Raw genomic sequence first — 26,506 nt, forward strand, 5'->3', positions numbered from 1 at the left:
AAGGACTAATTCATTTTTCTTTTAAAATTAGAAGGTCTACAACAACAGGGTAATGGTCTGAGGCAGACGAAGAGAAGGTTTTTAATGCTTTAATAGGCATCTTTGTTGATAAGTATATATTATCAACTTTGAGATTTTGATCTATTAAGGTCTCTCCAATATCCTTGTTGCTTAACTCTTCAACCTCAAAGAAGCTTTGACTTATGGGTTCTAATTCAGTAGAGCCTTTATTGACATTAAAATCACCCATTAAAAGGCTAGGATTACTCTTTGCTTTCATAGTTATATAATTTAAGATATCTTTTATTTGAGCTTGGCGATCTTTAGTTGACAGACCTAAATGAGTATTATATACATTAAGAGTAATATCATTAATTTTAACCTCTAGAGCTAATAGAACTCTCTGTTCTAAAGTACTAGATAGATATTTTGTTTCTATATTGCTGATGGGGAATCTGCTTAAAACGCCTAGTCCATACTGACCAATTTTTCTATCTAAAGCTGGAGCAAAAGCAGAATACATATTAAGCTCTTTAGCTAAGATATCTAATTGTTTATCATAATTACTTCTAATACCCCACCCTTGATCAACCTCTTGTAATGCTATAATGTCTGCATCTAGGTTTTTAAGTGTAGCTGCTATCCCTTGTAGATTATAGATATCACCTTGATTAACACCGTGATGAATATTATAGGTTGCTACTCTAATTTGAGCTATTGAATCTTCTTTCACCTGACACCCCCCAATAAGTATAAGTTCCATCAAAATTATAAGAAGTACTATCAATATGAATTTGTAATCCTTCAATTTTTTCTGCTCCTTATATGAGTTTATTAATATTTGATTTGTTGATTAAATTCTTGAATCAGTTAGTTGAAACCTGCTGGTAAATTTATTAATTTAGAGGTTAATCTATTTAATAATAGCAAATAAATTGATATAATAATATTAATAATTCCAGAGTATTACAGTTTGACTTGATCTTTTGAGTTCAATTATTAACTTAAAAAGTGGAGTGGTATTATCTATTGATTTTGATATATATAAATTTTTAGATCTGATTGGAGGTGATTGATTTGTTTAACGATAGATTTTTTAAAATAGCTCTTAAAATAATTCTAATTTTGTTAATTATCTTTTTAGCAGGACAAATTCCTTATATAGTTGATCCTATAATAAAGGTCTTATCTCTTGTACTATTTCCTTTATTATTAGGAGGATTTCTCTATTATCTCTTAAGACCTATAGTCAGATTTTTATCAATTAGGATAAAGTATAAGTCACTGGCCATTTTAATTACCTTTTTGTTGGTCATTACTTTAATTATCTTTATTATCTATTTTGGTGGTAGTATTATTTATGGTGAAATTAGAGAGTTGATAAAATACTTCTCTCTTAATTATGCAAGCATTAAAGTTAGCATCAATAAAATTATCGAATTTGGTAATGGTAAGCTTGACTTTTTAGCTAACTTTAACCTCCAAAGTAGAGCCGCTGATTTTATTCAAGGAATTTTAGATAAGCTCAGTAATTACAATTTAATGGGGACCTTTTCATCATTGACTAACTTTGGAACTATTATAGTCTTAATTCCTTTTGTTTTATTTTACTTTTTAAAGGATGATACTAAGATTAGTCAAGCAATTATCTCTTTTTTTGCTGATAAAGATGAAAAGAAAGTAGAAAAGGTTTTAAAGGAGATCGACCAGGTCTTAGCTGCATATATTAGCTCCCAATTACTGGTGGCTTTATTATTAGGACTAGCTATGTTTATTGGGTTTTTAATTATTGGTCTACCAAACTCCTTTGCTTTAGCTTTAATTGCGATGATTACTTCTTTGATTCCAATTTTAGGTCCTACTTTAGGGATTCTACCTGCTTTATTTATAGCAACAACAAGTAATTGGTTAATGCTGGTGAAGGTGCTCATTGTACTAGCTATTTCTCAGTATTTAGAGGGAAATTTAATTAGACCTCTTATCCAAGGGGAGAAGTTGAATATCCATCCCTTGATAGTACTTTTTGTAGTTTTAAGCTCTATCTTACTATTTGGGGTGGTAGGAGCTTTATTTGCAGTTCCAGCCTATGCAGTAGCTAGGATTTTGGTTAAAAACTTTGGGATAATGGGTAAGTGAGCTAACAGATAATAGAGAATAAGATTATTTTTAAAGAATATATATATTATAAATTGATATGAGGAGGAATTATTTTGAAGAAGATTGCTTATGATGATTATATTCAAAAGGCTACTAGAGCTTTAAGCAAAGGTGCTTTCTTAACAGTTAAATCTAATGATAAGGTCAATACTATGACGATTGGTTGGGGAAGTATCGGTTATTGTTGGGGGAAACCAGTTTTTATGGTAATGGTCAGAGATTCACGTTATACATATGAATTAATAGAGAAGAGTGATGAATTTACTGTAAGTATCCCACTAAAGGGTCAACTTAAAGAAGCCTTAAAGTTTTGTGGAACTAAGTCAGGAAGGGATTATGACAAATTTAGCGAGTCTAGTCTATCAATTCAAGCAGGTCAAGATGTTAATACCCCAATTATTAAAGGATGTGATCTCCATTATGAATGTAAGATTAAGTTTAAACAGGTGATGAACCCTAATAATTTGGATCAAAAATATAACAAAGACTGGTATCCTCAAAAAGATTACCATACTCTTTATTTTGGAGAGATTGTTGGAACCTATCTAGAAGAATAGCAGCTATAAAAGAGGCTAAAAACTGAGATTTTTTCTTGGTTTATAGCCTTTTTATTATTAGCTGTAGCTGTTGTTAAGATAGAGATTGATAGAATGGAATGATAAAGCGATACTTTTTTAATTAAGAATGAACTTGTTTTTAAAGAAATGCAAGCGGTATTTGGGTTATAATCTAATATTATTTTAAACTCAAAAATTTAAAATAAATTTAATATTTCTTATATAAGTATAGCGTGTTTCGTTGGGAAAGTAAGCGGTCTAGTGAGAAGGAATTAATGCATAATGGAATTACTGTAATTAATTTAATTGCTCCAATTTTAGTTATAAGTTCTAGCGTTTTCCCTGTTTTTAAAATGATTTTTTGCCTACTTTTTTATCTATGGAAAAAAGGTAGGTCGCCTTTTAGGCGAAACCTAAACTATGGTAAAGCAGAGTTTTTTATAAAAACTCAAAAAGTAAAAGTGTTGCAATATTCCCACATTAAGATGAATAAACTTTAGAATCTCAAATAAGAATTACCATCCAACGGAATTAGCATCTGTAATGGTGGAGTATCTCTTAATAAACCAATAATATAAAGGGTATAGAAGCGGTCTCTTGTCAACCTGGCATTAGGAACATAAAGGATAGTCTTATCACTGCCTAGAGATTTTACTTCAAAGGTATAAGTTTCTGGTCTTAAGGAGAGATAATCGGTAACCTCCTTATAGGCAATATTTTCAAATAAGAGTATGCCATTTTCTTGACTAATATTTACATTGGGGGCATTTGGAGAGAGATGTGCTACTCTAATATAGGCTCTATTAGGACGGATAGGTATGCGAGGCTCTTCAACAGGCAATAGGCTTAATTTAGGAAATTCCCCAATAGCAGCTATAGTAGAGATTGTATTGGAGATAATATTAACAGAGGTATCTATAACTGGAGCTGTCTTCTTACCTGCTGGATATACTTTGATATTATAGCGACCAGCCATAACAGAAATATACTCAGTAAAATTTCTATATTTTAAATTTTCAGCGATTAAATTATCATTAGCATAAATATCAACAGCAGGTGCTTTTGGAGCAGCATGTAAGATTCTGATATAAGCTTGAGCATTATTTTCATTGATTAAATAATAAGGTTCATGATACATTATTATTACTCCTTTCTTAATTATCATTACAATATTATATGTATTGGTAGTAAAAGGGTGATATTTTAATTGAGGGATTTTATTTCAACTTTCTCTTAAAATTTAACTGTTATTTCTGATGAAACAATAGTTTCTATTCAAAAAATCATAGGGTTAGTAGCAGGATTTAAGGGTTAAAGATTATTAAATTTCTATGGCTTAATAGCCATAGAAATTTTTATTTTTTGGAAATCTTTATATTTAGTTTTAATATTTTATTCGCTTAAGTATATATGAAGAGAGAAGCTATATCTTTAGAAGTACTAATGATTTTATTTATAAAGTTGAACCATTTTAGCTGAAAGGAGAATATTATGTTTAATTGGTATCTGTTTTTGGTTATTTTATTTGTATCTATTCCTGGAGTTCTTCTTAATACACCAATATTTTTAAGAAGGAAACTAGTTAATAAGCAGATCTCTTGGCTAAAGAGGTTTCTAATCAGTTTCTTTTCAATTATATATTCTATTTTGAAGAATCTGCTTATAGTTAGCATCTTTATAGTAATAGGTGTATTGTTGAATCCCATTATTAAAAGCGATGTACCAGTCTTTATGGCTGCAATAAAGAAGGAGAATTTATGGCAGATATTAAGAATAGAGCTATTTTATGCTTCTGTTTTTGGGATTATAGGAGCAATAATCTTTATCTATTTTTACTATATATTTTTTAGATTAAGGGTCAATAAAGAGAGTGTAGCTATTATGGAGAATTTGCGGTTAAAGAGGTATCTATTTGGCAGAGTGATTTATGATGGGATGATAGCAGAGATTATAATGAGGTGGGGGCTTTTAAGCACAATTATTTGGGCTTTCAATATTTGTTTAGGAAAGATAGATAACTATATAGTCTTTATTTCTATAATTACTTTAGGGATTATGTCGGGGCTGAAAAGGTTATTATTATATTTTAAAGAAGGTTGTGAGCTGACTAAGCCCTTTATAGCTATAGTTTACTTTTCTAATCTCATGACAACTTTAATCTTTGGAATATTATTCTGGTGGAGAGGATTGGTCTCAGCAATGATAGCCCATATGTTCTTTAATCTATTATGGTATCCCTTTGATCTTTATTGTTATAAACAGAGAAAATATAATAAGAATAAGAGATAATAATAGATGAGATAGTAGTTTAAAAAATACTGTATAATATTACAAAAGGTATTATACTAATATATACAGTAATGGTATTGTATCTTAAACCTTAAAGTGCTATACTGTAACCAAGTAATGAAAAAAGAAGTTTATTTGGAGTTGAATTAAATTGATAGAAAAAACCAATATCTCTTTATATGAATTATTGTTCAGCCTCTCTCATGTTATAGATATGGTTGATACAAATTTAAATAGTCACCATGAGCAAGTTGCTTATATAAGTTTTAGATTAGCCCAAGAACTTAGTTTAGAAGAACATCAAAAGAAGGATTTGATCCTATCAGCAGCACTTCATGATATTGGAGCTTTTTCAATGAAGCGTAGATTAGAGACCTTGACCTTTGAAACCAATAATGGTTTTGAGCATGCTGAAGCAGGGGCTTACTTAGTAAGTACTTTTGATTCTTTTGCTAATCTGGTACCTATAATCAGATATCATCATTTGGAATGGAATTATGGTAGAGGAAATAAATTTAAGGGTGAAGCTGTTCCTTTAGCTAGCCATCTACTTCATTTAGCAGATAGAGTAGCAATTTTAATTAATAAAAGAGAGAATATATTAAGTCAGAGAAATAGCATAGTAAAGATTATTAAGGATTATTCTGAAAATATGCTCCACCCTAATTTAGTTAAAGTCTTTGAAAAATTATCTTATAAAGATGATTTCTGGTTTTCAGTTATAAATACTGATATAATTAGGAAGGATTTAAAGAAAATATTCAAGAATTGGGGATTGGAGTTAAACCTTGCTGATTTATTAGATTTGAGTAAGTTTTATAGTAGAATTATAGATTTTAGGAGTAATTTTACAGCAACACATTCTAAAGGGGTGGCTGTAACAGCAAGAGAGATAGCTAATTTATTGGGGTGGTCTCAAACGAAGGCTATAAAATTAGAGATAGCTGGTTATCTACATGATTTAGGTAAGTTAGCAGTACCTGCTGAAATTTTAGAGAAACCAGGCAAATTAACTGCTGATGAGATGAATATTATTAAAAGCCATACCTTTTATACTTACCATGCACTAGATTCAATAGAAGGACTGGGAGAGATTAAAGAATGGGCAGCTTTTCACCATGAGCGCTTAGATGGTACTGGTTATCCTTTCAAACATGATGAAAAGAGGTTATCGGTTGGTAGTAGGGTTTTATCAGTTGCTGATATCTTTACAGCTCTTACTGAAGACCGACCTTATCGAGCAGGAATGGATAAGGATAAGACCTTATTAATTCTAGACTCTATGGCTAAGGAGAATGCTATAGATGGAAATATAGTAGCAAAGGTAATGGAGAATTATGATCTAATAGATAATATACGAGAGTTGGGGCAGAATAATATCAAAAAAGATTATAATCTCTTACGCTAATATCTATACCTTAAACTGGGGACTTACTTCCTCGGTTTTTTTATTTTGTCAATTGTAGTGGGAAGGGATAGAGGAGCTTATAATTTTAATTAGTAGGGGGCAAGTTATGAAAATAGATAGATTGTTAGCAATTATAATCTTATTAATTAATAAAGAAAAGATGACTGCTAAAGAGTTAGCAGATAATTTTGAGGTTTCTAGAAGAACGATTTATAGAGATGTAGAAACATTAAATAAAGCGGGTATACCAGTTGTAACGACTAAAGGGGTAGATGGTGGGATTAGTATCTTAGATAATTATAAAATGGATAAAAATATATTTAAGATAGAAGAGCTAGAAACAATTATAAAGGCTTTAGAAGGAGTTAGTAAAGTTTTACCTGATTCTGATTTAGAAAATACTTTAGAAAAATTGAAAGGATTTAATCCAGATTTAGAGGAGAAAGAAGAGACTTTCATTATTGATTATAGTCCTTGGGGTAATGATGAAGAATTAACAGAAAAGGTTAATTTAATTAAAAACGCAATTAAAAATAATTTTTTAATAGAATTTTCTTACCTAAGTAATAAAAATCAAAGAACTTCAAGAAAATTAGAGCCATTGACTATAATTTTAAAAGGACATTCATGGTATATTTATGGTTATTGTAGATTGAGGAAGGACTTTAGAATTTTTAGGGTCTCTAGAATAAGAGATTTGACTATTAATCAGGAAAAATTCATTAGAAAGAAAGGAACTCCTCAAGAATGTTTAGATTCCAATAATATAACTGATAAAGTAAAACTGGTCTTAAAGGTAGATAAAGAGTATATTGAAAGATCTTATGAATATTTTCCAAGGGGATCCTTCGAAATATTGGAAGATGACTCAGCGATAATTAAAACAGAAATTTGGGAGAATGAATGGTTGTATGAGTTTTTACTTGGTCTTGGAGAATATATTGAAGTTATAGAACCGATGAGAATAAGAGATATAATAAAGGCTAAGTTAGAAAAAACCTTAAAAAAATATTTTTAAATATGACATACTGATGTCTAATTTCCTCTGTTATAATTTAGATAAGTTAGGTATAATAGGGGGATGATGGTTTTGAAGAAGATAGCTGCTGATAAAAGCTTGATAGCTTACTGTGGTCTGTATTGTGGGGCTTGTAAGAAATACTTAAAGGGAAGATGTTCAGGTTGTCATAAGAATGAAGGAGCTACTTGGTGTAAGGTTAGAAATTGTTGTATAGAGAATAGTTACTTAAGTTGTGCTGATTGTAAAGAATTTTCTGATCAGAGTAAATGTAGGAGGTTTAATAATTTTATATCTAAAGTATTTGCTTTGATTTTTCGTTCTGATAGACAGGCTTGTATTGATTTAATAAGGGAGAAGGGATATGAGAATTATGCTCAGAAGATGACAAGTACAGAGGAGATGGTGATTAAAAGGTGAAAAACTGACCATTGAGCAATGGTTAGTTTTTTGATTTTTATCATTAGAAAAAAGAGTTTTGGGTTTCTAAATAGAATACTTGAAAGAATTGAGTTTCTTATCCTATCTGACACAATGATTTTAATTAGTTGGATAAGATAACTCATATAGTTAGATCAATTGATAAGTTGTAATCAGTAATAATTACTGATATAATGATTAAGTAATTGCTAATTGATTCTCAGAGAACGATAGATATAGTTATCCAACTTTAGAATGAAATTAAAATTAAAGTAAAGTTGGATAACAGTGGATAGGAAAAATTCGTTTGGGTATTTTTCCATCACAAAGAGTTCAAAGAACTCGTAGGATGAGTAACAAGTAATGAGTGACAAGTTAAAATCCAAAACATAAAAACACTATAAATTACACTTTAGACTTGGAGATCTATATAGATGCATGAATTTAAAATTAAACTTTATAGAGAAAAAGCGACGTTTAGGCGATAGGTGGGTAGGAGGTAGGAAAATCCAACTACCTAACCACCCAACCCCTAACTATCTAATAAAAAACTGTCGCAATATACTCATTAAGTTTCACTTTATTATTGGGTACCTATAGAGATATATTTATTGAGTGTATTATTTTAGATTAAAATAATAATTAATATATAAAGGATTAAAATGTCTACTAATTATAAAAAAGAATTAATAAACTCAAAAGAGGTGAAGATGAATGGCTAAAGATAAGATTATAATCAAAGGAGCAAAGGAACATAATTTGCAGAATATAGATGTGGAGATCCCCCGTGATAAGCTGGTGGTTATTACTGGGTTGAGTGGTTCAGGTAAGTCTTCTCTGGCCTTTGATACTATTTATGCTGAAGGGCAGAGAAGGTATGTAGAGAGCTTATCTGCTTATGCTCGCCAATTCTTAGGACAGATGGAGAAGCCTAAGGTGGAGTATATAGAAGGTTTATCACCATCAATCTCGATAGATCAAAAGACTACCAGTAAGAATCCAAGGTCAACAGTGGGAACAGTAACAGAGATTCATGATTACTTGAGGTTATTATATGCCCGTATCGGTACTCCTCATTGTCCAAGCTGTGGACAAGAAATCACATCCCAGACAGTTCAGGAGATTGTTGATCAGGTAATGGAGTTGCCAGAGAGGACTAAGTTTCAGATTTTAGCTCCTATTGTTAGGGGAAGGAAGGGTGAATATAAAGAGCTTTTAGCTAGGATACAGCGCGAAGGTTTTGTAAGAGTTAGAGTTGATGGTGAAATAAGAGATATAGCAGAAGAGATTGAATTGGATAAGAATAAGAAGCACTCTATTGAGGTTGTAGTAGATCGTTTGATCATGAAAGCAGATTTAGAGGCAAGGCTTGCTGAATCTTTGGAGAGGGCTTTGGAGTTAGCAGAAGGGTTAGTAGTTATAGATGTTATTGATGGAGAGGAGCAGTTATTTAGTGAGAACTTTGCTTGTCCTGATTGTGGAATCAGTTTAGAAGAGTTATCACCGAGAATGTTCTCCTTTAATAGCCCTTATGGGGCCTGTGACACTTGTGATGGCTTGGGAAATAAACGGGAATTTGATCCTGATTTAATCTTAGACTATGATAAGTCACTCAATGGAGGAGCTATTATCCCTTGGCAAGGTTCAAGTAGTACCTATTATCCACAGATTATCAATGCTTTAGCTCACAAGTATGATGTTGACCCTGATGCTCCTCTAAAAGAGGTTGATAGTAAATTTATAAATATCCTACTCTATGGAGATACAGGCTATGTAGAATTTGAATATACCAATCGGCGAGGTAGAACTAGAACCCATGAAACAGAATTTGAAGGTTTAATTGGTCTGTTTCATAGGAGAGCAAGAGAGAGTAAGTCAGAGAGTGCCCGTAAGAGGTTGGAGAACTATATGAGTATTAGACCTTGCCCTGATTGTGGAGGGAATCGCTTAAGACCAGAGAGTTTAGCTGTTACTGTTAGTGATAAGTCTATTGCTGAAATTAGTAATCTATCTATTGAAGATGCTTATAATTTTTTTACTGACCTTGAATTAGTAGGTTCTAAGAAGGTTATCGCTACTGAAATCTTAAAGGAGATTAGAGCAAGGTTGAGTTTCTTATTCAATGTAGGTTTAGGATACTTAAACCTTAGCCGTAATTCTGGAACATTATCTGGTGGTGAAGCTCAACGGATTAGATTGGCTACTCAGATTGGTTCTAGTTTGGTAGGAGTTATTTATATCTTAGATGAACCAAGTATTGGGTTGCATCAACGGGACAATGAGCGTTTAATCAATACTTTAGAGCATCTTCGTGATGTAGGAAATACAGTAATAGTTGTAGAGCATGATGAGGATACTATTAGGACAGCAGACCATATTCTTGATATCGGTCCTAAGGCTGGTCGCCATGGAGGAAAGGTAGTAGCAGCAGGTACTGCTAAGGAGATCATGGAGGTAGAAGAGTCTATTACAGGGCAATATCTATCTGGGAAGAAGAAGATTGAGGTACCTGTAGAGAGATTGAAGCCCAATGGCAAATATCTTGAAGTTAAAGGGGCTAAGGAGCATAACTTAAAAGATATAGATATAAAAATACCTTTAGGAACCTTTACTTGTGTAACTGGAGTTTCAGGATCTGGTAAGAGTACCTTGGTCAATAAGATTTTAAATCGTAAATTGATGCAGGAATTCTATAAATCTAAATTAAGACCTGGTAAACATGATGAAATTCTAGGTATAGATCAAGTGGATAAGGTAATCAATATCGACCAGTCACCGATAGGTAGAACACCTCGTTCTAATCCTGCAACTTATACCAAGGTCTTTGATTATATCCGTGATGTCTTTACCAAGGTACCTTTATCACAAGAACGTGGTTATAAGAAAGGGCGTTTTAGCTTCAATGTTAAAGGGGGACGCTGTGAAGCCTGTAAAGGTGATGGAATTATTAAGATTGAGATGCACTTCTTAGCTGATGTCTATGTTCCTTGTGAAGTATGTAAGGGAGAGCGTTATAATCGAGAGACTCTAGATATTAAATATAAAGGTAAGACCATTGCTGATGTATTGGATATGACAGTAGAAGAAGCCTTAGAATTCTTTGAGAATATTCCTACTATTAAACGCAGACTTCAGACATTATATGATGTAGGATTAAGCTATATCAGATTGGGACAACCTTCGACTACCTTATCAGGAGGAGAAGCCCAAAGAATCAAGTTAGCTACTGAATTGAGTAAGATGAATACAGGAAATACTATCTATATCTTAGATGAGCCGACAACAGGACTTCACTTTGAAGATGTAAATAAACTGTTACAAGTATTACAGAGATTAAAAGAAGGTGGCAATACTATCCTAGTAATCGAGCATAATCTAGATGTAATTAAATCTGCCGACTATATCATTGATTTAGGTCCTGAAGGTGGAGTCAATGGTGGAGAGGTGATTGCTACAGGAAGTCCAGAGGAAGTAGCAGAGGTAGAAGGGTCGTATACAGGACAGTTTCTTAAAAAGATACTTTAATAATTGAAAATTGAGAATGTAGAATTGAGAATTCTTAAGTCTTTTGAACTTTAAATAAAAAATTACTGTTTGAAATAAGTAAATCTTAATCTAAATTTTGAGTTAAATTAAAGCTCTGAGCAGAGCTTTAATTTAACTATTTATTATACAATTATAATTGCTTATTGAGTTTAATTTTTTAAATGATTGGGCTAGTTTTGCCACGAAGAGTTTTCTCTTTTTAAAACTCGTAGGTTTGCTTACTTTTTTATCTATGGAAAAAAGGTAAGTCACCTTTTAGGCGCGCCCTGAAGGTGGTTTTCCTGAGGAAGTACTCTTGGGGTGAAACCTGAACTATGGTTAAGTAAAAATTTTGATAAAATCATCAATAATTACTGAACTCAAAGGATGATTTATATGAAACTAAAAGAAAAAGTAAAGAACCTCCCTAAAGAACCTGGTGTTTATTTGATGAAGGATAATCTAGGCAAGATTATCTATGTTGGTAAGGCAAAATCTTTAAAAAATAGAGTTGGTTCTTACTTTCAAAGCTCTAAGCATCAGAGATTTAAGACCAAGGTATTGGTAGAGAATATTATTGACTTCGATTATATCATCACAGATACTGAAGTAGAAGCTTTAATCTTAGAGAATAATCTAATCAAGAAATATCATCCCAAATATAACATTCAACTTAAGGATGATAAGACTTATCCTTATATTAAAGTAACCTTAGATGAGGTCTATCCTAGAATCTTTAAGACTAGAATAGTCAAAAGTGATGGTGCCAGATATTTTGGACCCTATACTGATGCTAAGGCTGTCAATGATATTATAGAGCTGTTACATGATATGTTTAAGCTAAGAACCTGTAAAAGGAGTTTGACAGAAAAGAAAGAAAAGAGAGCCTGTCTTAACTTTCATATTAAAAAATGTGTAGCACCTTGTATTAACGAAATCAGTGTTGAGGAATATAATAGATTGATAGAGAAATCTATCATGATTTTAGAAGGAAAAGAGGGTAATTTAGTCAAGGAATTAGAAAGTCAGATGGAGAAGGCAGCAGCAGATTTGAACTTTGAGGCTGCTGCTAAATTGAGGGATCAGATTAGGGCAATAGATAAGGTTACCCAAAAGCAGAAGATAGTCTCTGATAAATTAATCAACCAAGATATTATAGCATTGGCTCAGGCTGATAATGATATCTGTGTACAATTATTGATAGTTAGAAGTGGTAGATTGATTGGCAAAGAGGACTTTATTTTTAAAGAGAGTGATGATTTAAAAGAGACCTTAACTGCTTTCTTGCAACAATACTATGATAATTCTTATTATATCCCTGAGGAGATTCTCTTAGAGATTGAGATTGAAGATCTAGAATTGATTAATCAATGGTTAACGGAACGTAAAGGGAGTAAAGTCGAATTAAAGGTTCCAAAGATTGGAGAGAAGAAAGAGCTAGTACAGATGGCTTATCGTAATGCTCGTTATAATCTTAAGGAGTATCGTTTTAAGCAGAAGTTTCAATCCCTCAAGGCAAGTACAGGAGTTGTAGAATTGCAGGAGTATTTAGGGTTAGAAGAGATGCCTTATCGAATTGAAGGCTTTGATATCTCTCATGTACAAGGAACCGATACTGTAGCTTCGATGGTGGTTTTTGAGAATGGTGAACCTAAAAAGAGTGATTATCGCCGCTTTAAGATCAAGCATGGGCAGGGAAATAATGATTTTCTCTCGATGAGTGAGGTTGTTACCCGTCGTTATTCTAGACTATTAGAGGGAGGTAAGAAGTTTCCTGACTTGATTTTGATTGATGGTGGAAAAGGTCAATTGGCTGCTGCTGTAGAAATATTAAATAACCTAGGTAGACCAGGAGAACAGATAATTGGTCTGGCTAAAAGAGAAGAAGAGGTCTTTTTACCAGGTCAGAGTGAACCGATTATTCTGCCTAGAAATTCTCAGGCATTATACCTAATTCAACGGGTACGTGATGAGGCTCATCGTTTTGCTGTCAGTTATCATCGTAAGTTACGTTCACGCCGTCTAACCCATTCGATGATAGATGAAATTCCAGGGGTAGGACCAAAGCGAAGAGAGTCATTATTAAAGTACTTTGGATCTCTAGGAAAGATTAAGCAGGCAACAATAGAAGAGTTATCAGAGGTTGAAGGAATTAGTGATAAGACTGCTAGTCAGATTAGAGAGTATTTAGATAAGCATATTGAACCTTAATAATAGTGTGAGTGGTCTGTGTGAGTAAAGAGTAATGATATTAAACTAAGAAGTTAACTCGTTACCTGTCACTCCATCACTCGTCACTGAAATTAAAAGGAGTGATTATTTTGAAGGCAATAGCTAGATTGTTAATTACTATGTTGGCTTTGATATTGACAGCGAAGATAGTTCCAGGGATTGTTATCGGGAGTTTAGGTGCAGGTTTTTGGGCAGCTTTAATTTTAGGTCTTGTAAATACCTTTATTAAACCTGTATTTACCTTACTTACTCTTCCATTAACTATTTTAAGTTTTGGACTATTTTTATTTGTAATCAATGGACTTATGTTATTAATTACAGCAAGTTTAGTGGCTAATTTTCATGTATCAGGTTTATTGGCAGCTATTTTTGGTTCTATTATTTTAAGTATTATTAATAGTTTTATGTTAGATGTTCTTTATGATTAATGGGGATATTGCGACAGTTTTACTTTTTAAAAAGCAAGTAAAAATCTTAGGTTCCGCCTAAGGGCGGGTTGCGTTTTTCCTTGATGAAAAAGTAACCAAACCTACAGGTTCATAGAACCTTCCGTGGCAAAAACAGCCCAATCAAGAAGAAAATTAAACTCGCTACGCAATCAACATTAATTGAAAATAAGATAGCTAAGAGTCCTACTTCAAAGATTATCTTATTAACTATTATTTTTTTAGAATACTTGCTTCGCTCAAACATTAATTTCCTTCGCGTTTAAGGTCTTTTAAATATTAACTTTTAACTCTTAATTTTTAACTATAAAAATATCGCAATATTATTCAATTATCTCAATTTCTATACTATCATAAACAACAATATAATATTAAATAAAGTTATCAAGGTGACCATAGTCGGTCATCTTTTCTTTTTATCACTATCTAATCTTTCTGCATATAATGCTAATAAGGAAAGAAAGGAGGAGCTAATATGGCAAAAAGCAGAATGAACTTTAGACCTAGACTGATCAAAAGGGTGATTCATCTCCAAAGGGAAGAGAGGGATAAGAGAGATGCCAAACAGGATTCCAATTGAGAAGTTGGTAGAGATTAATGAGTATAGTCGTGAGATTGAAAGGACTATAAATATACCATCAGATTTACCAGACATAGATGAGATTATAGATAGTGGAGCAAGGCTAGAGGTGATTAGGGCTACTCCAAGAAGTGGAGAGGTTAAGATAGATGGAGTATTGCAGTGGTTTATTACTTATCGCCCACTAGATGATAGAAGTAGAGTTATAACTTATCAACGTACTGTGCAATTTGATGAGATAGTAACCTTTGAAGGAGCAAGATCAACGATGGAGGTAGATGTAGATATAATTCCAAGCCAAGTAGATGCAACACAGGTTGGTGACAGGAGGGTGAGATTAATCTTTCCTGTAAGATATGAGGTTACAATCTATAGACAGGACAATTTAAGTTATATAGTTAAGGAGGATGGCTATAAGATAATTACTCAGCCCTATCAGGTACAGAGAGGGGTTATTGAGACAGAAAGGGAGTTAACTATTAGTAGAACAGAGACCTTAGCTGAGACTATAGAGAGTTCTAGGGATATATTAGCGATGGAATCGGAGCTAATAATCAATACTGTAGATACTAGAAGGAATAGAGTCATTGTTAGAGGTGAGGTTATAACGACGGTTCTTTATATAAGTGATAATGGAGAGATTATTAGTAGAGAGTTAAGGAATTATTTTGAGGAGAGATTAGAGGTAGATGGTGTCAGAGATGAGATGGAAGCTTATGTAGAAGGTATTATTCTCCAAGAAAATAATATCTTCCAAGGGGCAAACAGGGTTAGATTTAACTATACAGTACAATTTAATATATTAGTAATTACTGAAGAACAAGTAGAGTTACCTGTTGAGATTATAGAGACAGATTTATACCCTAGAAGAGAGTATATCTTGGTAGAGAGGTCAATCAAAGAAGAGAAGACCAAGTTTTTAGTTAATAAAGAGACGGTTATTCCTGAAAATCAACCTGAGGCTGCTAAGGTGATTAGAAGCTCAGCACAGATCAATCAGGTAGATGTTGATAGATTAGATGATGGGGTTATTATAGATGGGCAAGGAGAGATTAATCATTTATATGTTTCTACTGCTCCTGAGCAACCTGTGTATGCAGTTAGAGATAGCTTTTCCTTTAGCCAATTTATCGATATTCCTCAATTAGATGAAGATAATAGAGTATATGTAGAGGCAAGGGTAGACAGAATAAGAGCAACCTTAGAAGATAATAGAACTATCAATAATAGCATAATTATAGAAGCTAAGATAATGGTTACAGAGCTAGTGCGAGTACCTGTTGTTGTAGATGTGACTGATGAAGAAGAGGTAGATAGTGGAGAATTAGGAGAAGGTAATCTTAGATATGTAGTTAAAAGTGGAGATTCCTTATGGTTAATTGCCAGAAAGTTTAATACAACTGTAGAAGCCTTAATAGCTTTAAATAATATAAGTGATCCATCTAGCTTACAGGTAGGTCAAGAACTATTGATTCCAGAATAAGCCTTTATTAGAGAGAAATAAATTATATCTTTAGAATTTAATTGAAAATTTGATTTAATAGTGTATAAATAAATTATTACAGGTGATAATATTTAGTGGACGCACGCAAATGGGTGATAGCTTGCATCTCCAAGTAAAAAAACATTATCCTAGACAAGAGAAGTCACAACAATGTGGCTTCTTTTTGTTTTTGTCTAAATAAGCCTTTATTTTTAGCTTACTGATAAAGATTATTATGGCAATATTATGTATAATTTATCGATTAGAATATAGAAAATCACCAATACATATTAATCTTATAGCAAGAAGAAGTTAATGATTTTAATATTTTGTGCTATAAGGAGGAAAATAATATGTTCTTACAAAAAAGTTTAAAATTAAAGTTGAACTTAATAATAGTAATAGTGATGCTATTACCATTATTGATTACAAATTCTATTATTATAAAGAGGGTCATAGATAATACCCATCAATCTATCAATCGAGAGCAGAAGCAAATGCTTAATAATGTAAAGAGTCAATTGGAGATTATAATTAATGATACAGAAAGCTTGATGAAAATGGTAGCTGATAATGAAGTCATTAAGGGGATGAACCCTAATTTTGAAATGGGGAGATTACTAAAAGGAGTTGTAGAAGAGTATGATGCCATTCCTAATATATCTGTATTGAATAAGGAAGGTAAGCAGATCTATAAGGTAATTGGCCAACTAGGTGACAGAAATGATAGAGAATATTATAAACAAGGGATTAGAGGTGAAGTTTATTATTCTAAGGTAATATATTCAAGAAGCCGTCATGTTCCAACTGTTATTTTGGCTATCCCAATCAAAAATGAAGGTCAAGTAGTAGGGGTGATTGCTACTGAACTTGATCTATCCTTTCTAAGAGCTTTAGCTTCTCAAATTAAATTTAGAGAATCTGAATATCTCTATATAGTATCGGAAGATGGGAGGACGATTTATCATCCAGATAAGAGTTTGGTAGAAGATATGTATGATGCCTCCCACTTAGCACCTGTTAAGGAGGTTATGCAAGGAAGAGAGGGGGTAGTGGAGTATGTCTATGAAGGTGTAGATAAGATAGTGGCTTATGCTCCTGTACCAAAGGTGAGATGGGGGCTTGGAATAACTATTGAGGATAAGGTTGTACATTCAGAGATTGCTAGAGAAACCAATAAAGTAATATATGCTCTGCTGATATCATTATTAATAGCTATAGTACTAGGTTATTTTCTAGCTAATCATATAGTAACACCTATTTCTAAATCTATTCATTTTGCTCAAAAGATAGCCGATGGAGAGCTAACTAATAATAATCTGAAGATAAATAGTCAAGATGAGATTGGTAATTTGGCTCAAGCCTTAAATATTATGAAGAGTAATTTAAGAGAGGTAATAATTAATTTAAGGAACTCTGTAGAGCATCTATCATCTTATAGTCAGGAGTTATCTGCTTCGGCAGAGGAAGGTAGTGCTATCGTCTCTAATACCAGTGATAGGATTAATGATATAGTAGTAGATATAGAACAGATATCAGCTAGTAGTCAAGAGACGGCCAGTCTAGCACAGGTGGCTAGTAATAAGAGTGAAGAAAATAGTATGAATGTTAAAGATACAATGTCTAAGACTGTAGAGATTATTAAAGACTTAAATAATAGCTCTAATCAGATAGGCAAAGTAGTAGAGCTGATCACTAACATAGCAGAACAAATCAATCTATTAGCACTTAATGCTGCAATTGAAGCAGCTAGAGCAGGTGAAGCAGGGCGCGGATTTGCAGTGGTAGCAGATGAAATTAGAGGATTGGCTGAACAGACTGCTAAGTCAACAGAAGATATAAAAAACTTAATCAATACTATACAGAAAAAAGCAAAGCTAGGTTTGAGTTCTGTAGAGCATGTATTAGAAGAGACAGAAGAATTATTTGTAGAGATAAAGGAGAATGGAGAAAAGACTGTAGAGCATATTAATGAAGTTGCTATTTCAGCCCAGAACCTTGCTCAAAATAGTGATGATTTATCTAACTCTTCTTTGGAGATGGGAAAGGTATCAGAAGAGATTGCAACATCTTCACAGGAGCTAGCCCACATGTCCCAGAGATTGCAACAAATGGTGGAAAAGTTTAAGGTATGATTAATTAACAACGAGTACAGAATAATTAATAGATAAATAACAAGCGATAGTTAGAGGTAGGTTACCCATATAATATAATTAATCTAGGAGGATAAATAATGAGAACTGAAACTTTTGAAGTAAAGGGAATGTCTTGTCAACATTGTAAAGCTGCTGTTAAATCTGCCTTAGAGAATGTAAAAGGGGTAGAAGAAGCTAGAGTCAACTTAGAAATGGGGAAGGTAGAAGTAAAGTTTAATAAGGATGAGAGTAAATTGGATAAATTAAAAGATGAAGTTAGAGCAGCAGGTTATGAGGTCAGTTAGAGAGAAAACCCTACCTTTGAAGGTGGGGTTTTTGTTTTAAATTTAAGGTTAGTGCAAAGTTAAATTTTAAATTTCTCTGATTATATTGTATAATTTTAATATAGAATAGATTAATGATTTTGGGAGGTAAAAATATGAGTTCATATAGTTCTGATAAAGAACAATTAATTAATAGATTAAAGAGGGTTGAAGGTCAAGTTCGTGGTATACAGCGGATGATAGATGAGGAGAAGTATTGTGTAGATGTTTTAACACAGATTGCTGCTGTAAAAGGAGCATTGACCAAGGTAGGAATGACTATCTTAGAGAAGCATACCCATGGTTGTGTGCAGAATGCTGTAGCTAATGAAGATGGTGATGAGGTTATTAATGAATTGATGGAGGTAATATTTAAATTTACAAAATAATAAAACTATATGATAAAGAATGATGATAAATTTTGATTAATAATCAGTAATTTTAAGAAAAGGGGAATTAATATGAGACAGTTTGCTCAGGTAGTATCTGTTTTAGATAATGAGCATAAAGTAGAGGTAGTAATTAAAAAGCATTCTGCTTGTGGTAAATGTGGTGGTTGTCATAAAGGTGATGATATGAAATTGATAGTTGATAATGATCTCAAGGCTAAATTAGGAGATATGGTAATCTTAGAGATGAAGGAGAGTAATCTTCTAAATGCAGCCTTATTTATCTATTTATTGCCCTTAGTAGGATTAGTAATAGGATATCTAGCTGGAGTAGCTTTAGGAATAGATACAGAATTGGGTAGAATAGGATTGGGATTTTTATTATTTTTAGCATCATTTTTAATTGCAAGAGGATTTGGCAAGGTACAAGAGAATAAGTATAACTTAAAGCTAACAGGTATTTTAGATTAGTTATATTTAGTGAGATTAGATTAATGGCTGAATAATCAAATTTATAATAAATTTGAAGTTAAGCTTAACTAGACCTACTTAGATAGGTCTTTTTATAAATATCTCAAGATAATTATTGAGAAAAATATAAGGAGGATCAAATAAGATGAAATATAAGTTAATAGCAATTGATATGGATGATACTCTATTACCAAGTGGTTTAAGTATTTCAGCTAGAACTAAAGAGGCTATTAAAGCAGCAGAGGATAAGGGGGTTAAGGTTTTAATTGCAACTGGACGAATGTTCTCTTCAGCATTACCCCATTTAAAGGAGATGGGATTGCATGGTGAAGTCATTACATATAATGGAGCTTTAGTTAAGGAGATAGATTCAGCTAATACAATCTTACATAAACCAGTTGACTTAGTTTCTGCCCATAAGATTATTGATATCGTCAAAAAAGAAGACTTGCATTTGAATATTTATCTTGATGATATTTTATATGTCAATAAATTAGGTGCTGAAGCAGATTATTATGAGCAGATCTCAGGGATAAAGCCTGTCTTGATTAAGGATGATCTTAATGATTTTCTGGAAAGCCCTTCAACTAAGCTATTGATAGTAGAAGAAGATATTGAGAAAGCAGATGCTATAGAGGAGAGTTTAGAAAAGGAGTTTGGAGATATACTAAATATAACTCGTTCCAAACCTAAATTTATAGAAATTATAAATAAAGAAGTCTCTAAAGGTAACACTTTAGCCCAAATAGTAGAAGATTTAGGTCTTAGCTCTGAAGAGGTAATTGCTGTTGGTGATAGCTTTAATGATTTAGAGATGATAGAATATGCGGGATTGGGAGTAGCTGTAGCTAATGCTAGGGAGAAGATAAAAGAACGAGCAGATTATATTACTAAATCAAATGATGAAGATGGCGTAGCGGAGCTGATTGAGAAGTTCATCTTAGCTGAAGAATAAAGAATTAATATTTTAAATGGTTAATTTTAGCATAAATGGTTTTTGCTTTTAATAAAATAAATTAAGAGAAGAGAAGGGAAATTGATTGGTCCGTTGATAATTTATAGAAAGCTAAATAGATGATTAGATATTTAAAAATATAATTAAATTTATACTTAAGCTGAGGACAGTTCAATATGAGTTAAAATCTTTTAAAATATAGATTTCTTATAAAGGAGCAAATAAACCATAATGATATATAGGAGGAGGGGTTTAGAATGGAGTTGAATCAGATTTATAATAATGCTAGAGAAAAGATGAAGGGCTATTGCAAGGTATGCCCCTTTTGTGATGGAAAGGCCTGTCGGGGAGAGGTTCCAGGTATGGGGGGAGCTGGTACTGGATCAGCTTTTCAAGCAAATATAGAGGCTTGGCAGAGGTATAAATTGGAGATGAGAACAATTCATCAGGTTCAAAATCCTAGCACTGAATTAGAGCTGTTTGGAGTAAAATTAACTACCCCAATCATTAAGGCACCAGTAACAGGGAGTAGCTATAATATGGGAGGATCACTTTCTGAAGAGGAGTATGCCGATATAGTGGTTGAAGGAAGTAAAGAGTTTGGTACAATAGCTATGACTGGTGATGGTGCAGACCCTACTATGTATAATTCAGGGCTAGAAGCGATTAAACAGGCTGATGGTTTTGGTATAGCAATTATCAAACCAAGGTCACAAAAAGAGATTATTAAGAGGATAAAAGAAGCAGAGAAGGTAGGAGCCCTAGCGGTAGGAGTTGATATTGATGGAGCAGGGCTGATTACCATGGCTTTAAAGGGGCAACCTGTAGGACCTAAGAGTAAAGAAGAGATAGAAGAGTTGGTTAATAGTACTGATTTACCTTTTATTTTGAAAGGAATTATGACCTTAGATGAAGCAAGAATAGCAGCTGAGGCTGGAGTAGATGCTATTGTTGTTTCTAATCATGGTGGACGAGTCTTGGATAGTACGCCTGGAACTGCTGATGTTTTAGCAGAGATTGTTAGCGAAGTAGGTGGAAGGATTAAGATATTAGTAGATGGAGGAATTAGATCAGGGGTAGATGTCTTGAAAGCTTTGGCTTTAGGTGCCAATGGGGTTTTAGTTGCTAGACCCTTGATTATTGGTGTCTTTGGCGGAGAGAAAGAAGGATTTAAGATGATTTTAGAAAAGATGACCACTGAGCTTAAGAAAGCTATGATTTTGACAGGCTGTGAAAGCCTTGGAGCAGTTAAAGGTAATATTTTGAGAAAGCTTAATGATTAACTTTCATTTTAAGCAGGATAACTTCTTTCTATTATAGAAATTAAAGAAGTATGTACTTATTATTAAATATAAGTTAAGATTAAGCTAAATAATTTATACTATAATTAGATATTCAGTCTTTAAAATATTATTTATAGAAGGGGAAGGAAGATATAGGATGACTGACAAAGAATTAAAGACATTAGACGATGTAAATAATTTCAAAGTAGATGAAGGTAGAGATTTATTCTCTGCAACCCATGAAGAGATAGAAATTGGAGCAACAACAGATATTTACTTTATTAGAACCAAAGAAATATTAGAGAAGATGAATTTAGAGGGGACTGAAATTGTAGCTGAAATCTTTGCAGGGGGAGCTGGAATTGTAGCAGGAATTGATGAAGCATTGAATCTACTAAAGAAGAAGGATGTTAAGGTATGGGCTTTAGAAGAAGGAAGTCAAGTTGAAAGAAAAGATGTTGTAATGAGAATTGAAGGTGCTTATAGTGATTTTGGTATCTTTGAGACTGCTATTTTAGGGATATTGGCTAGCTCTAGTGGGTGGGCTACTGCAGCAAGAGAGTGTAAACAGGCCTGTGGTGAGATACCAATGTTATGCTTTGGTGCTAGACATGTACATCCAGCTATTGCACCAGTAATGGAGAGAGCAGCTTTGGTTGGAGGAGCTGATGGTGCCAGCTGTATTTTAGGGGCAAAGTTATTTGGAAAAAAACCTTCAGGTACTGTTCCTCATGCTTTAATCTTAACTGTTGGTGACACTTTAGAAGTGGCTAAGGCTTATGATGAATTTATGCCTGATGATGCTGCAAGAATAATCTTGGTTGATACCTTCCAAGATGAAGCTGTTGAAGCAGTAAGGCTTGCAGATGCGCTAAAGGAGAATCTTGATGGAATCCGGTTAGATACAGCTTCTGAACGAGGCGGAGTAACACCAGGATTGGTTAAAGAGGTAAGGGCTAGGTTGGACCAAGCAGGACATAATCATGTAAATATCTTCGTATCTGGTGGTCTAACTCCAGAGCGAATTATAGAGTTGAAGAGTTTAGGGGTTAATGGTTTTGGTGTAGGTAGCTATATCTCAGGTGCTAAGGCTATTGATATGACTATGGATATTAAAGAGATTAACGGTAAACCTATCGCTAAAAGAGGGAGAATCCCAGGTAAGACTGATAGTCCAAATTTAAAAAGGGTATTATAATTGATAGGTTTTAATAGTGAAAAAGTAAGAGAGACTATTAGCCAATAAAAAAATAAATTCAATTTTTGATATAGACATATACTTATTAAATGAGATTTAATAAGTATATTGTGACACTTTTAGAAATCAGTTCTTAGGAATCGGGGATCTATTAAAAACAAGGGTTCTTGATTCCTGATTTCTGACAGCTAAATTTTGGAATCATCTTTAAATGATATCATATTTAAATTTTACTAAAATTATATGATTATAGCTAAATTAGTTATAAAATAAAATATTTATTTTCAAAGTTGCAGGATGTAAAGTAGATTATGTAGAAGTATTTAGAGTTGTAGGATATAGATTTAATTTATTGAATTTAAAGTAATTTAGTAAGTAAACTATTGTTTTAATGGATAGATACCTTGTTAAATTCATTTATTTTATAATGATTGTAGTAAAAGGATGGAGATTATGACTGTTTGGAGTTTAATTAAGAAGAGCTATAAAGAGATATATAGAAATCTTTTTTCCATATTACTTAGTAGTATGTTATGGTTTTTGACTGCAGGACTAGTGATTATGTTCGGTTACATAAGTATTCAGGTTAAATTTTATCTTCCTATTATAATAGGGTTAGTTATAGTTGGACCTATGACTGCTCAGTCTTTTTATGTTAGCAATAAGATTGTTAATTATAAGCAAGTTTCACTAAAGGACTTTTGGATTGGAATAAAAAAATATTTTCTTAAGTCTTTATTTATTACATTAATATTGGTTTTGATAGTTTTTATTTTAACTATAGACTTTAAATTTTTAATGGATTACCAATATAAGGTTGGGATTATATTGACTCCTTTGTATATTTATCTGTTGATTTTTTTGGGTATGATGAGTATTTATTGCTTCCCTTTGATGATAGAATTAGGGGAAGAGAATGAAAACGATTCTATTAGAAGTATATTAAAGTACTCATTTTCTTTGACTATTAATAATTTATTATATACTTTATTTATTTTTTTAAATATCATAATTTTCGGTACTTTAAACATAGCTCTTGTATTTGGTCTGCTTATATTATTTATGGGGGGGATAGCTTTAATAGCTAATAATGCTACTCTTAACCTGTTAGTAAAGTATGGTATTAAGAAACAGGTTAATGGACCCTATGATTTTAAGAATAATCAATAGTTCAATTATTGATTATTAATTTTATAATTATACATATTGAGGAGGGAATTTTTTTGCAAAAAGAATATGTAGTTGGTGTAGATTTGGGTGGGACAAAGATTTTAACTGCAGTAGCTGATTTGGAGGGTAATATTTTAGCTAGAGTAAGAAAGGATACAGAGGCTAAAAAGGGTAAGGAGGTAGTTATCCAAAAGATCAAAGATACAGTCTATGAAGCTGTACAAGAGGTTGGCATAGAGCTATCCCAAGTCAAAGGGATTGGTTTAGGGGTACCAGGACCTGTTGATATCAAAAAAGGTATTATTAAGCATACTCCTAATTTAGATTTAGATAATATTAATATTGTTGAAGAATTGAGAGAATTAGATACTCCTATCTTCTTAGAAAATGATGCTAATGCAGCTGCTTTAGGTGAGAAGTGGTTTGGTGCAGGAAAAGAAGCAGAAAATATGGTTTATATGACTGTAAGTACTGGAATAGGTGGAGGAATTATAATCAATAAAGAGATATTCCATGGTGCTGGTGATGCTGCTGGTGAGATAGGTCACATGACTATTCTTCCTGATAGTAAACTTCAGTGTGGCTGTGGTAATTATGGCTGCTGGGAAGCTATTGCTTCTGGAACTGCTTTAAGTAAACTAGGAAAAGAAGCAGTTGAGTCTGGTAAAGATACTTTAATGAGTGACCTGGTTGCTGATTCTACAAAGGTTAATGGAGCAGTTGTGGCTAAAGCAGCAGAGCAAGGTGATAAAGTAGCTAAAGAGATTATGGATAAGATTGCTGGTTATTTAGGAATTGGAATGGCAAATCTAATTAATATCTTCAATCCTGATACTATAGTTATAGGTGGTGGTGTATCCCAATCCTGGGGGTTGATTGAAGATAAAGTAAATTCAACTATACAAGCAAGGGCAATGGATTCTTTGGTAGAAGATGTTGATGTTGTTATAGCTGAGTTAGGTAGTGATGTTGGTGTATTAGGAGCAGTAGCTACTGCTTTAGCTGAATTAGATTTATTTTAGTATTTTTAAAGTTGCTTATATCAGAAGTATTTATAATTCTTCTGATTTTAATAAATTAAATAAATTTTAAGGGGGTTTTTGGTATGGAGAATATAAATCTAGACAAAACTGCTTTTCAAATCACGTTACATGGTGGAAATGCTAAGGATTTAGCCAATGATGCATTAGTTGCAGCCAAAAAGGGAGACTATGAACAAGCTGAACAATTATTAGCAGAAGCTAATAAGGAATTTGATCTTGGTCATCAAGTACAATCTAAGGCTATGCAAAAAGATGATAGTGATAATAGAATAGTACCTACTCTATTATTAGTTCATGCAAAGGATCATTTAATGGCTGCTAAAACAGAAATTAAATTAATCAATGAATTGATTGATTTACACAAAAAATTAGATAAATAATAAGTAGCTAAAGGTAAGTAGCTAAAAGTGAGTAGTGAAGAATAAATAATTATGCTATTCCTACTCACTAATTACCACTTATTACTTACTGAATTAAGAGGTGGAATAATGAATAGTATATCTGTAGAAAAAATATTAGAACATTTTCATTTGCAACAGATTAATCAAACACCAATTGAAAATATGATACTGGTTAGTGATATTAAAAGACCAGGTTTAGAGTTGGCTGGATTTTTTGATTACTTTACTCCTGATAGAGTACAAGTTTTAGGAAGAACAGAACTCTCATTTCTACAAGAATTACCGAAAGAGCTATTGACTGAGAGATTAGATAAATTTTGTAGCTACGATATTCCCTGTATTGTTGTTACTAGAGGGTTAGAACCACCACAAGAGCTAATAGATCTATCTCAGAAAAATCAAATTCCATTACTTGCTACAGACTATTCAACAACTAGCTTTGTTAGTAGGTTGACTGATTATTTAGAGGGTGAATTTGCACCTGAAGTTACTAAACATGGAGTCTTAGTAGAGGTTTATGGTGTCGGAGTATTCATTAAAGGGGATAGTGGAATTGGTAAGAGTGAAAGTGCCTTAGATTTAGTAAAGAGGGGACATCGACTGGTAGCTGATGATGCAGTTATCATAAGAAGGTTTATGAGAGGAGCACTTGTTGGTCGTTCTCCTAAAATTTCTAAACATTATATGGAATTAAGAGGTTTAGGAATTATTAATGTAAGAACGCTTTTTGGTGCTGGGGCTGTTAGAGAAGAGCAGTCTATAGATTTAATTGCTGAATTAGAAAAATGGGATGATACCAAAAATTACGATAGATTGGGTATTCAAGATGATACTGAAGAGATTTTAAAGGTTACTGTACCTAAGGTGACTATACCAGTAAGACCTGGTAGAAACTTGGCTATGGTTATGGAAGTAGCAGCAATGAATTATAGGTTAAAGAGTACAGGATATAATGCTGCACAGGAGTTTACTAAGAGGTTAGAAGAGACTCTTAGAAATGGAAATTAACCATAAGTTAATAAG

General features: G+C 32.7%; 23 protein-coding genes. 21 read left to right on the top strand and 2 right to left on the bottom strand.

Features of this window, described 5'->3' with window-relative positions; all coding sequences use genetic code 11:
* Positions 1–10 precede the first annotated feature (10 nt).
* On the bottom strand, positions 11–733 hold the full coding sequence (locus BX659_RS09610) for an endonuclease/exonuclease/phosphatase family protein (RefSeq protein ID WP_172431906.1): 723 nt from the start codon (positions 731–733) through the stop codon (positions 11–13).
* Between the two features lie 344 nt (positions 734–1,077).
* On the opposite strand from BX659_RS09610, the gene BX659_RS09615 reads away from it, so the two are divergent.
* Both BX659_RS09615 and BX659_RS09620 read left to right on the top strand, forming a co-directional pair.
* Positions 1,078–2,136: an AI-2E family transporter gene (locus BX659_RS09615; protein WP_097018031.1), complete on the top strand. Its 1,059-nt coding sequence runs from the start codon at positions 1,078–1,080 to the stop codon at positions 2,134–2,136.
* 74 nt (positions 2,137–2,210) lie between these two features.
* Complete coding sequence (locus BX659_RS09620; protein ID WP_172431907.1) at positions 2,211–2,714, top strand: flavin reductase family protein; 504 nt, start codon at positions 2,211–2,213, stop codon at positions 2,712–2,714.
* 496 nt (positions 2,715–3,210) lie between these two features.
* Here BX659_RS09620 and BX659_RS09630 read toward each other — a convergent pair whose 3' ends face one another.
* The gene (locus tag BX659_RS09630; RefSeq protein ID WP_097018034.1) at positions 3,211–3,852 is read right to left on the bottom strand and encodes a DUF4397 domain-containing protein; all 642 of its coding nucleotides are present in this window, start codon (positions 3,850–3,852) and stop codon (positions 3,211–3,213) included.
* Positions 3,853–4,205: 353 nt separating this feature from the next.
* Here BX659_RS09630 and BX659_RS09635 point away from each other — a divergent pair, with 353 nt between their 5' ends.
* The 19 genes from BX659_RS09635 to hprK all read left to right on the top strand — a co-directional run bounded on the left by BX659_RS09635 (position 4,206) and on the right by hprK (position 26,491).
* On the top strand, positions 4,206–5,003 hold the full coding sequence (locus BX659_RS09635) for a hypothetical protein (RefSeq protein ID WP_097018035.1): 798 nt from the start codon (positions 4,206–4,208) through the stop codon (positions 5,001–5,003).
* Between the two features lie 151 nt (positions 5,004–5,154).
* Complete coding sequence (locus tag BX659_RS09640) at positions 5,155–6,411, top strand: HD-GYP domain-containing protein (RefSeq protein ID WP_253250731.1); 1,257 nt, start codon at positions 5,155–5,157, stop codon at positions 6,409–6,411.
* A gap of 106 nt (positions 6,412–6,517) precedes the next feature.
* Complete coding sequence (locus BX659_RS09645; protein WP_097018036.1) at positions 6,518–7,429, top strand: helix-turn-helix transcriptional regulator; 912 nt, start codon at positions 6,518–6,520, stop codon at positions 7,427–7,429.
* A 66-nt stretch (positions 7,430–7,495) separates the two neighbouring features.
* The gene (locus BX659_RS09650) at positions 7,496–7,849 is read left to right on the top strand and encodes a DUF3795 domain-containing protein (protein ID WP_097018037.1); all 354 of its coding nucleotides are present in this window, start codon (positions 7,496–7,498) and stop codon (positions 7,847–7,849) included.
* Between the two features lie 714 nt (positions 7,850–8,563).
* Entirely contained in the window at positions 8,564–11,374 is a 2,811-nt protein-coding gene (gene uvrA, locus BX659_RS09655) for an excinuclease ABC subunit UvrA (protein ID WP_097018038.1), read from the top strand.
* A gap of 396 nt (positions 11,375–11,770) precedes the next feature.
* A complete protein-coding gene (gene uvrC / locus BX659_RS09660) occupies positions 11,771–13,585 on the top strand; it encodes an excinuclease ABC subunit UvrC (RefSeq protein WP_097018039.1) in 1,815 nt (604 codons plus the stop codon).
* A 101-nt stretch (positions 13,586–13,686) separates the two neighbouring features.
* Positions 13,687–14,034 carry a phage holin family protein gene (locus BX659_RS09665; protein ID WP_253250732.1) on the top strand — a complete coding sequence of 116 codons (348 nt, stop codon included), beginning with the start codon at positions 13,687–13,689 and terminating at the stop codon, positions 14,032–14,034.
* A 575-nt stretch (positions 14,035–14,609) separates the two neighbouring features.
* Entirely contained in the window at positions 14,610–16,115 is a 1,506-nt protein-coding gene (locus BX659_RS09670) for an SPOCS domain-containing protein (RefSeq protein WP_097018041.1), read from the top strand.
* A 353-nt stretch (positions 16,116–16,468) separates the two neighbouring features.
* The gene (locus BX659_RS09675) at positions 16,469–18,250 is read left to right on the top strand and encodes a methyl-accepting chemotaxis protein (RefSeq protein ID WP_097018042.1); all 1,782 of its coding nucleotides are present in this window, start codon (positions 16,469–16,471) and stop codon (positions 18,248–18,250) included.
* Positions 18,251–18,348: 98 nt separating this feature from the next.
* Positions 18,349–18,555, top strand: a complete 207-nt coding sequence (locus BX659_RS09680; RefSeq protein WP_097018043.1) for a cation transporter — start codon at positions 18,349–18,351, stop codon at positions 18,553–18,555.
* Positions 18,556–18,689: 134 nt separating this feature from the next.
* Entirely contained in the window at positions 18,690–18,962 is a 273-nt protein-coding gene (locus tag BX659_RS09685; protein WP_097018044.1) for a metal-sensitive transcriptional regulator, read from the top strand.
* Between the two features lie 72 nt (positions 18,963–19,034).
* Entirely contained in the window at positions 19,035–19,433 is a 399-nt protein-coding gene (locus tag BX659_RS09690; protein ID WP_097018045.1) for a SoxR reducing system RseC family protein, read from the top strand.
* A 145-nt stretch (positions 19,434–19,578) separates the two neighbouring features.
* Positions 19,579–20,388 carry a Cof-type HAD-IIB family hydrolase gene (locus tag BX659_RS09695; RefSeq protein ID WP_097018046.1) on the top strand — a complete coding sequence of 270 codons (810 nt, stop codon included), beginning with the start codon at positions 19,579–19,581 and terminating at the stop codon, positions 20,386–20,388.
* Positions 20,389–20,645: 257 nt separating this feature from the next.
* Positions 20,646–21,671, top strand: a complete 1,026-nt coding sequence (locus BX659_RS09700) for an alpha-hydroxy-acid oxidizing protein (protein WP_097018047.1) — start codon at positions 20,646–20,648, stop codon at positions 21,669–21,671.
* 157 nt (positions 21,672–21,828) lie between these two features.
* On the top strand, positions 21,829–22,869 hold the full coding sequence (locus BX659_RS09705; RefSeq protein WP_097018048.1) for a nicotinate phosphoribosyltransferase: 1,041 nt from the start codon (positions 21,829–21,831) through the stop codon (positions 22,867–22,869).
* Positions 22,870–23,397: 528 nt separating this feature from the next.
* Positions 23,398–24,039 carry a DUF624 domain-containing protein gene (locus tag BX659_RS09710; protein WP_258176130.1) on the top strand — a complete coding sequence of 214 codons (642 nt, stop codon included), beginning with the start codon at positions 23,398–23,400 and terminating at the stop codon, positions 24,037–24,039.
* Between the two features lie 53 nt (positions 24,040–24,092).
* A complete protein-coding gene (locus BX659_RS09715) occupies positions 24,093–25,061 on the top strand; it encodes an ROK family protein (RefSeq protein ID WP_097018050.1) in 969 nt (322 codons plus the stop codon).
* A gap of 83 nt (positions 25,062–25,144) precedes the next feature.
* The gene (locus BX659_RS09720) at positions 25,145–25,462 is read left to right on the top strand and encodes a PTS lactose/cellobiose transporter subunit IIA (RefSeq protein ID WP_097018051.1); all 318 of its coding nucleotides are present in this window, start codon (positions 25,145–25,147) and stop codon (positions 25,460–25,462) included.
* Between the two features lie 108 nt (positions 25,463–25,570).
* Entirely contained in the window at positions 25,571–26,491 is a 921-nt protein-coding gene (gene hprK, locus BX659_RS09725) for an HPr(Ser) kinase/phosphatase (protein ID WP_172431908.1), read from the top strand.
* The last annotated feature ends 15 nt before the right edge of the window (positions 26,492–26,506 follow it).

It is taken from the genome of Orenia metallireducens (assembly GCF_003001995.1).
In the GTDB taxonomy this organism is placed as follows: Bacteria; Bacillota; Halanaerobiia; order Halobacteroidales; family Halobacteroidaceae; genus Orenia; species Orenia metallireducens_B.

What these genes read in the sequence shown, in the direction of transcription:
- BX659_RS09690 (WP_097018045.1), top strand. Translation starts at nt 19,035, where the DNA reads ATGAGACAGTTTGCTCAGGTAGTATCTGTTTTAGATAATGAGCATAAA.
- BX659_RS09675 (WP_097018042.1), top strand. Translation starts at nt 16,469, where the DNA reads ATGTTCTTACAAAAAAGTTTAAAATTAAAGTTGAACTTAATAATAGTA.
- BX659_RS09670 (WP_097018041.1), top strand. Translation starts at nt 14,610, where the DNA reads ATGCCAAACAGGATTCCAATTGAGAAGTTGGTAGAGATTAATGAGTAT.
- hprK (WP_172431908.1), top strand. Translation starts at nt 25,571, where the DNA reads ATGAATAGTATATCTGTAGAAAAAATATTAGAACATTTTCATTTGCAA.
- BX659_RS09700 (WP_097018047.1), top strand. Translation starts at nt 20,646, where the DNA reads ATGGAGTTGAATCAGATTTATAATAATGCTAGAGAAAAGATGAAGGGC.
- BX659_RS09680 (WP_097018043.1), top strand. Translation starts at nt 18,349, where the DNA reads ATGAGAACTGAAACTTTTGAAGTAAAGGGAATGTCTTGTCAACATTGT.
- BX659_RS09705 (WP_097018048.1), top strand. Translation starts at nt 21,829, where the DNA reads ATGACTGACAAAGAATTAAAGACATTAGACGATGTAAATAATTTCAAA.
- BX659_RS09720 (WP_097018051.1), top strand. Translation starts at nt 25,145, where the DNA reads ATGGAGAATATAAATCTAGACAAAACTGCTTTTCAAATCACGTTACAT.
- uvrC (WP_097018039.1), top strand. Translation starts at nt 11,771, where the DNA reads ATGAAACTAAAAGAAAAAGTAAAGAACCTCCCTAAAGAACCTGGTGTT.
- BX659_RS09645 (WP_097018036.1), top strand. Translation starts at nt 6,518, where the DNA reads ATGAAAATAGATAGATTGTTAGCAATTATAATCTTATTAATTAATAAA.
- BX659_RS09630 (WP_097018034.1), bottom strand. Translation starts at nt 3,852, where the DNA reads ATGTATCATGAACCTTATTATTTAATCAATGAAAATAATGCTCAAGCT.
- BX659_RS09650 (WP_097018037.1), top strand. Translation starts at nt 7,496, where the DNA reads ATGGTTTTGAAGAAGATAGCTGCTGATAAAAGCTTGATAGCTTACTGT.
- uvrA (WP_097018038.1), top strand. Translation starts at nt 8,564, where the DNA reads ATGGCTAAAGATAAGATTATAATCAAAGGAGCAAAGGAACATAATTTG.
- BX659_RS09635 (WP_097018035.1), top strand. Translation starts at nt 4,206, where the DNA reads ATGTTTAATTGGTATCTGTTTTTGGTTATTTTATTTGTATCTATTCCT.
- BX659_RS09710 (WP_258176130.1), top strand. Translation starts at nt 23,398, where the DNA reads ATGTTATGGTTTTTGACTGCAGGACTAGTGATTATGTTCGGTTACATA.
- BX659_RS09695 (WP_097018046.1), top strand. Translation starts at nt 19,579, where the DNA reads ATGAAATATAAGTTAATAGCAATTGATATGGATGATACTCTATTACCA.
- BX659_RS09685 (WP_097018044.1), top strand. Translation starts at nt 18,690, where the DNA reads ATGAGTTCATATAGTTCTGATAAAGAACAATTAATTAATAGATTAAAG.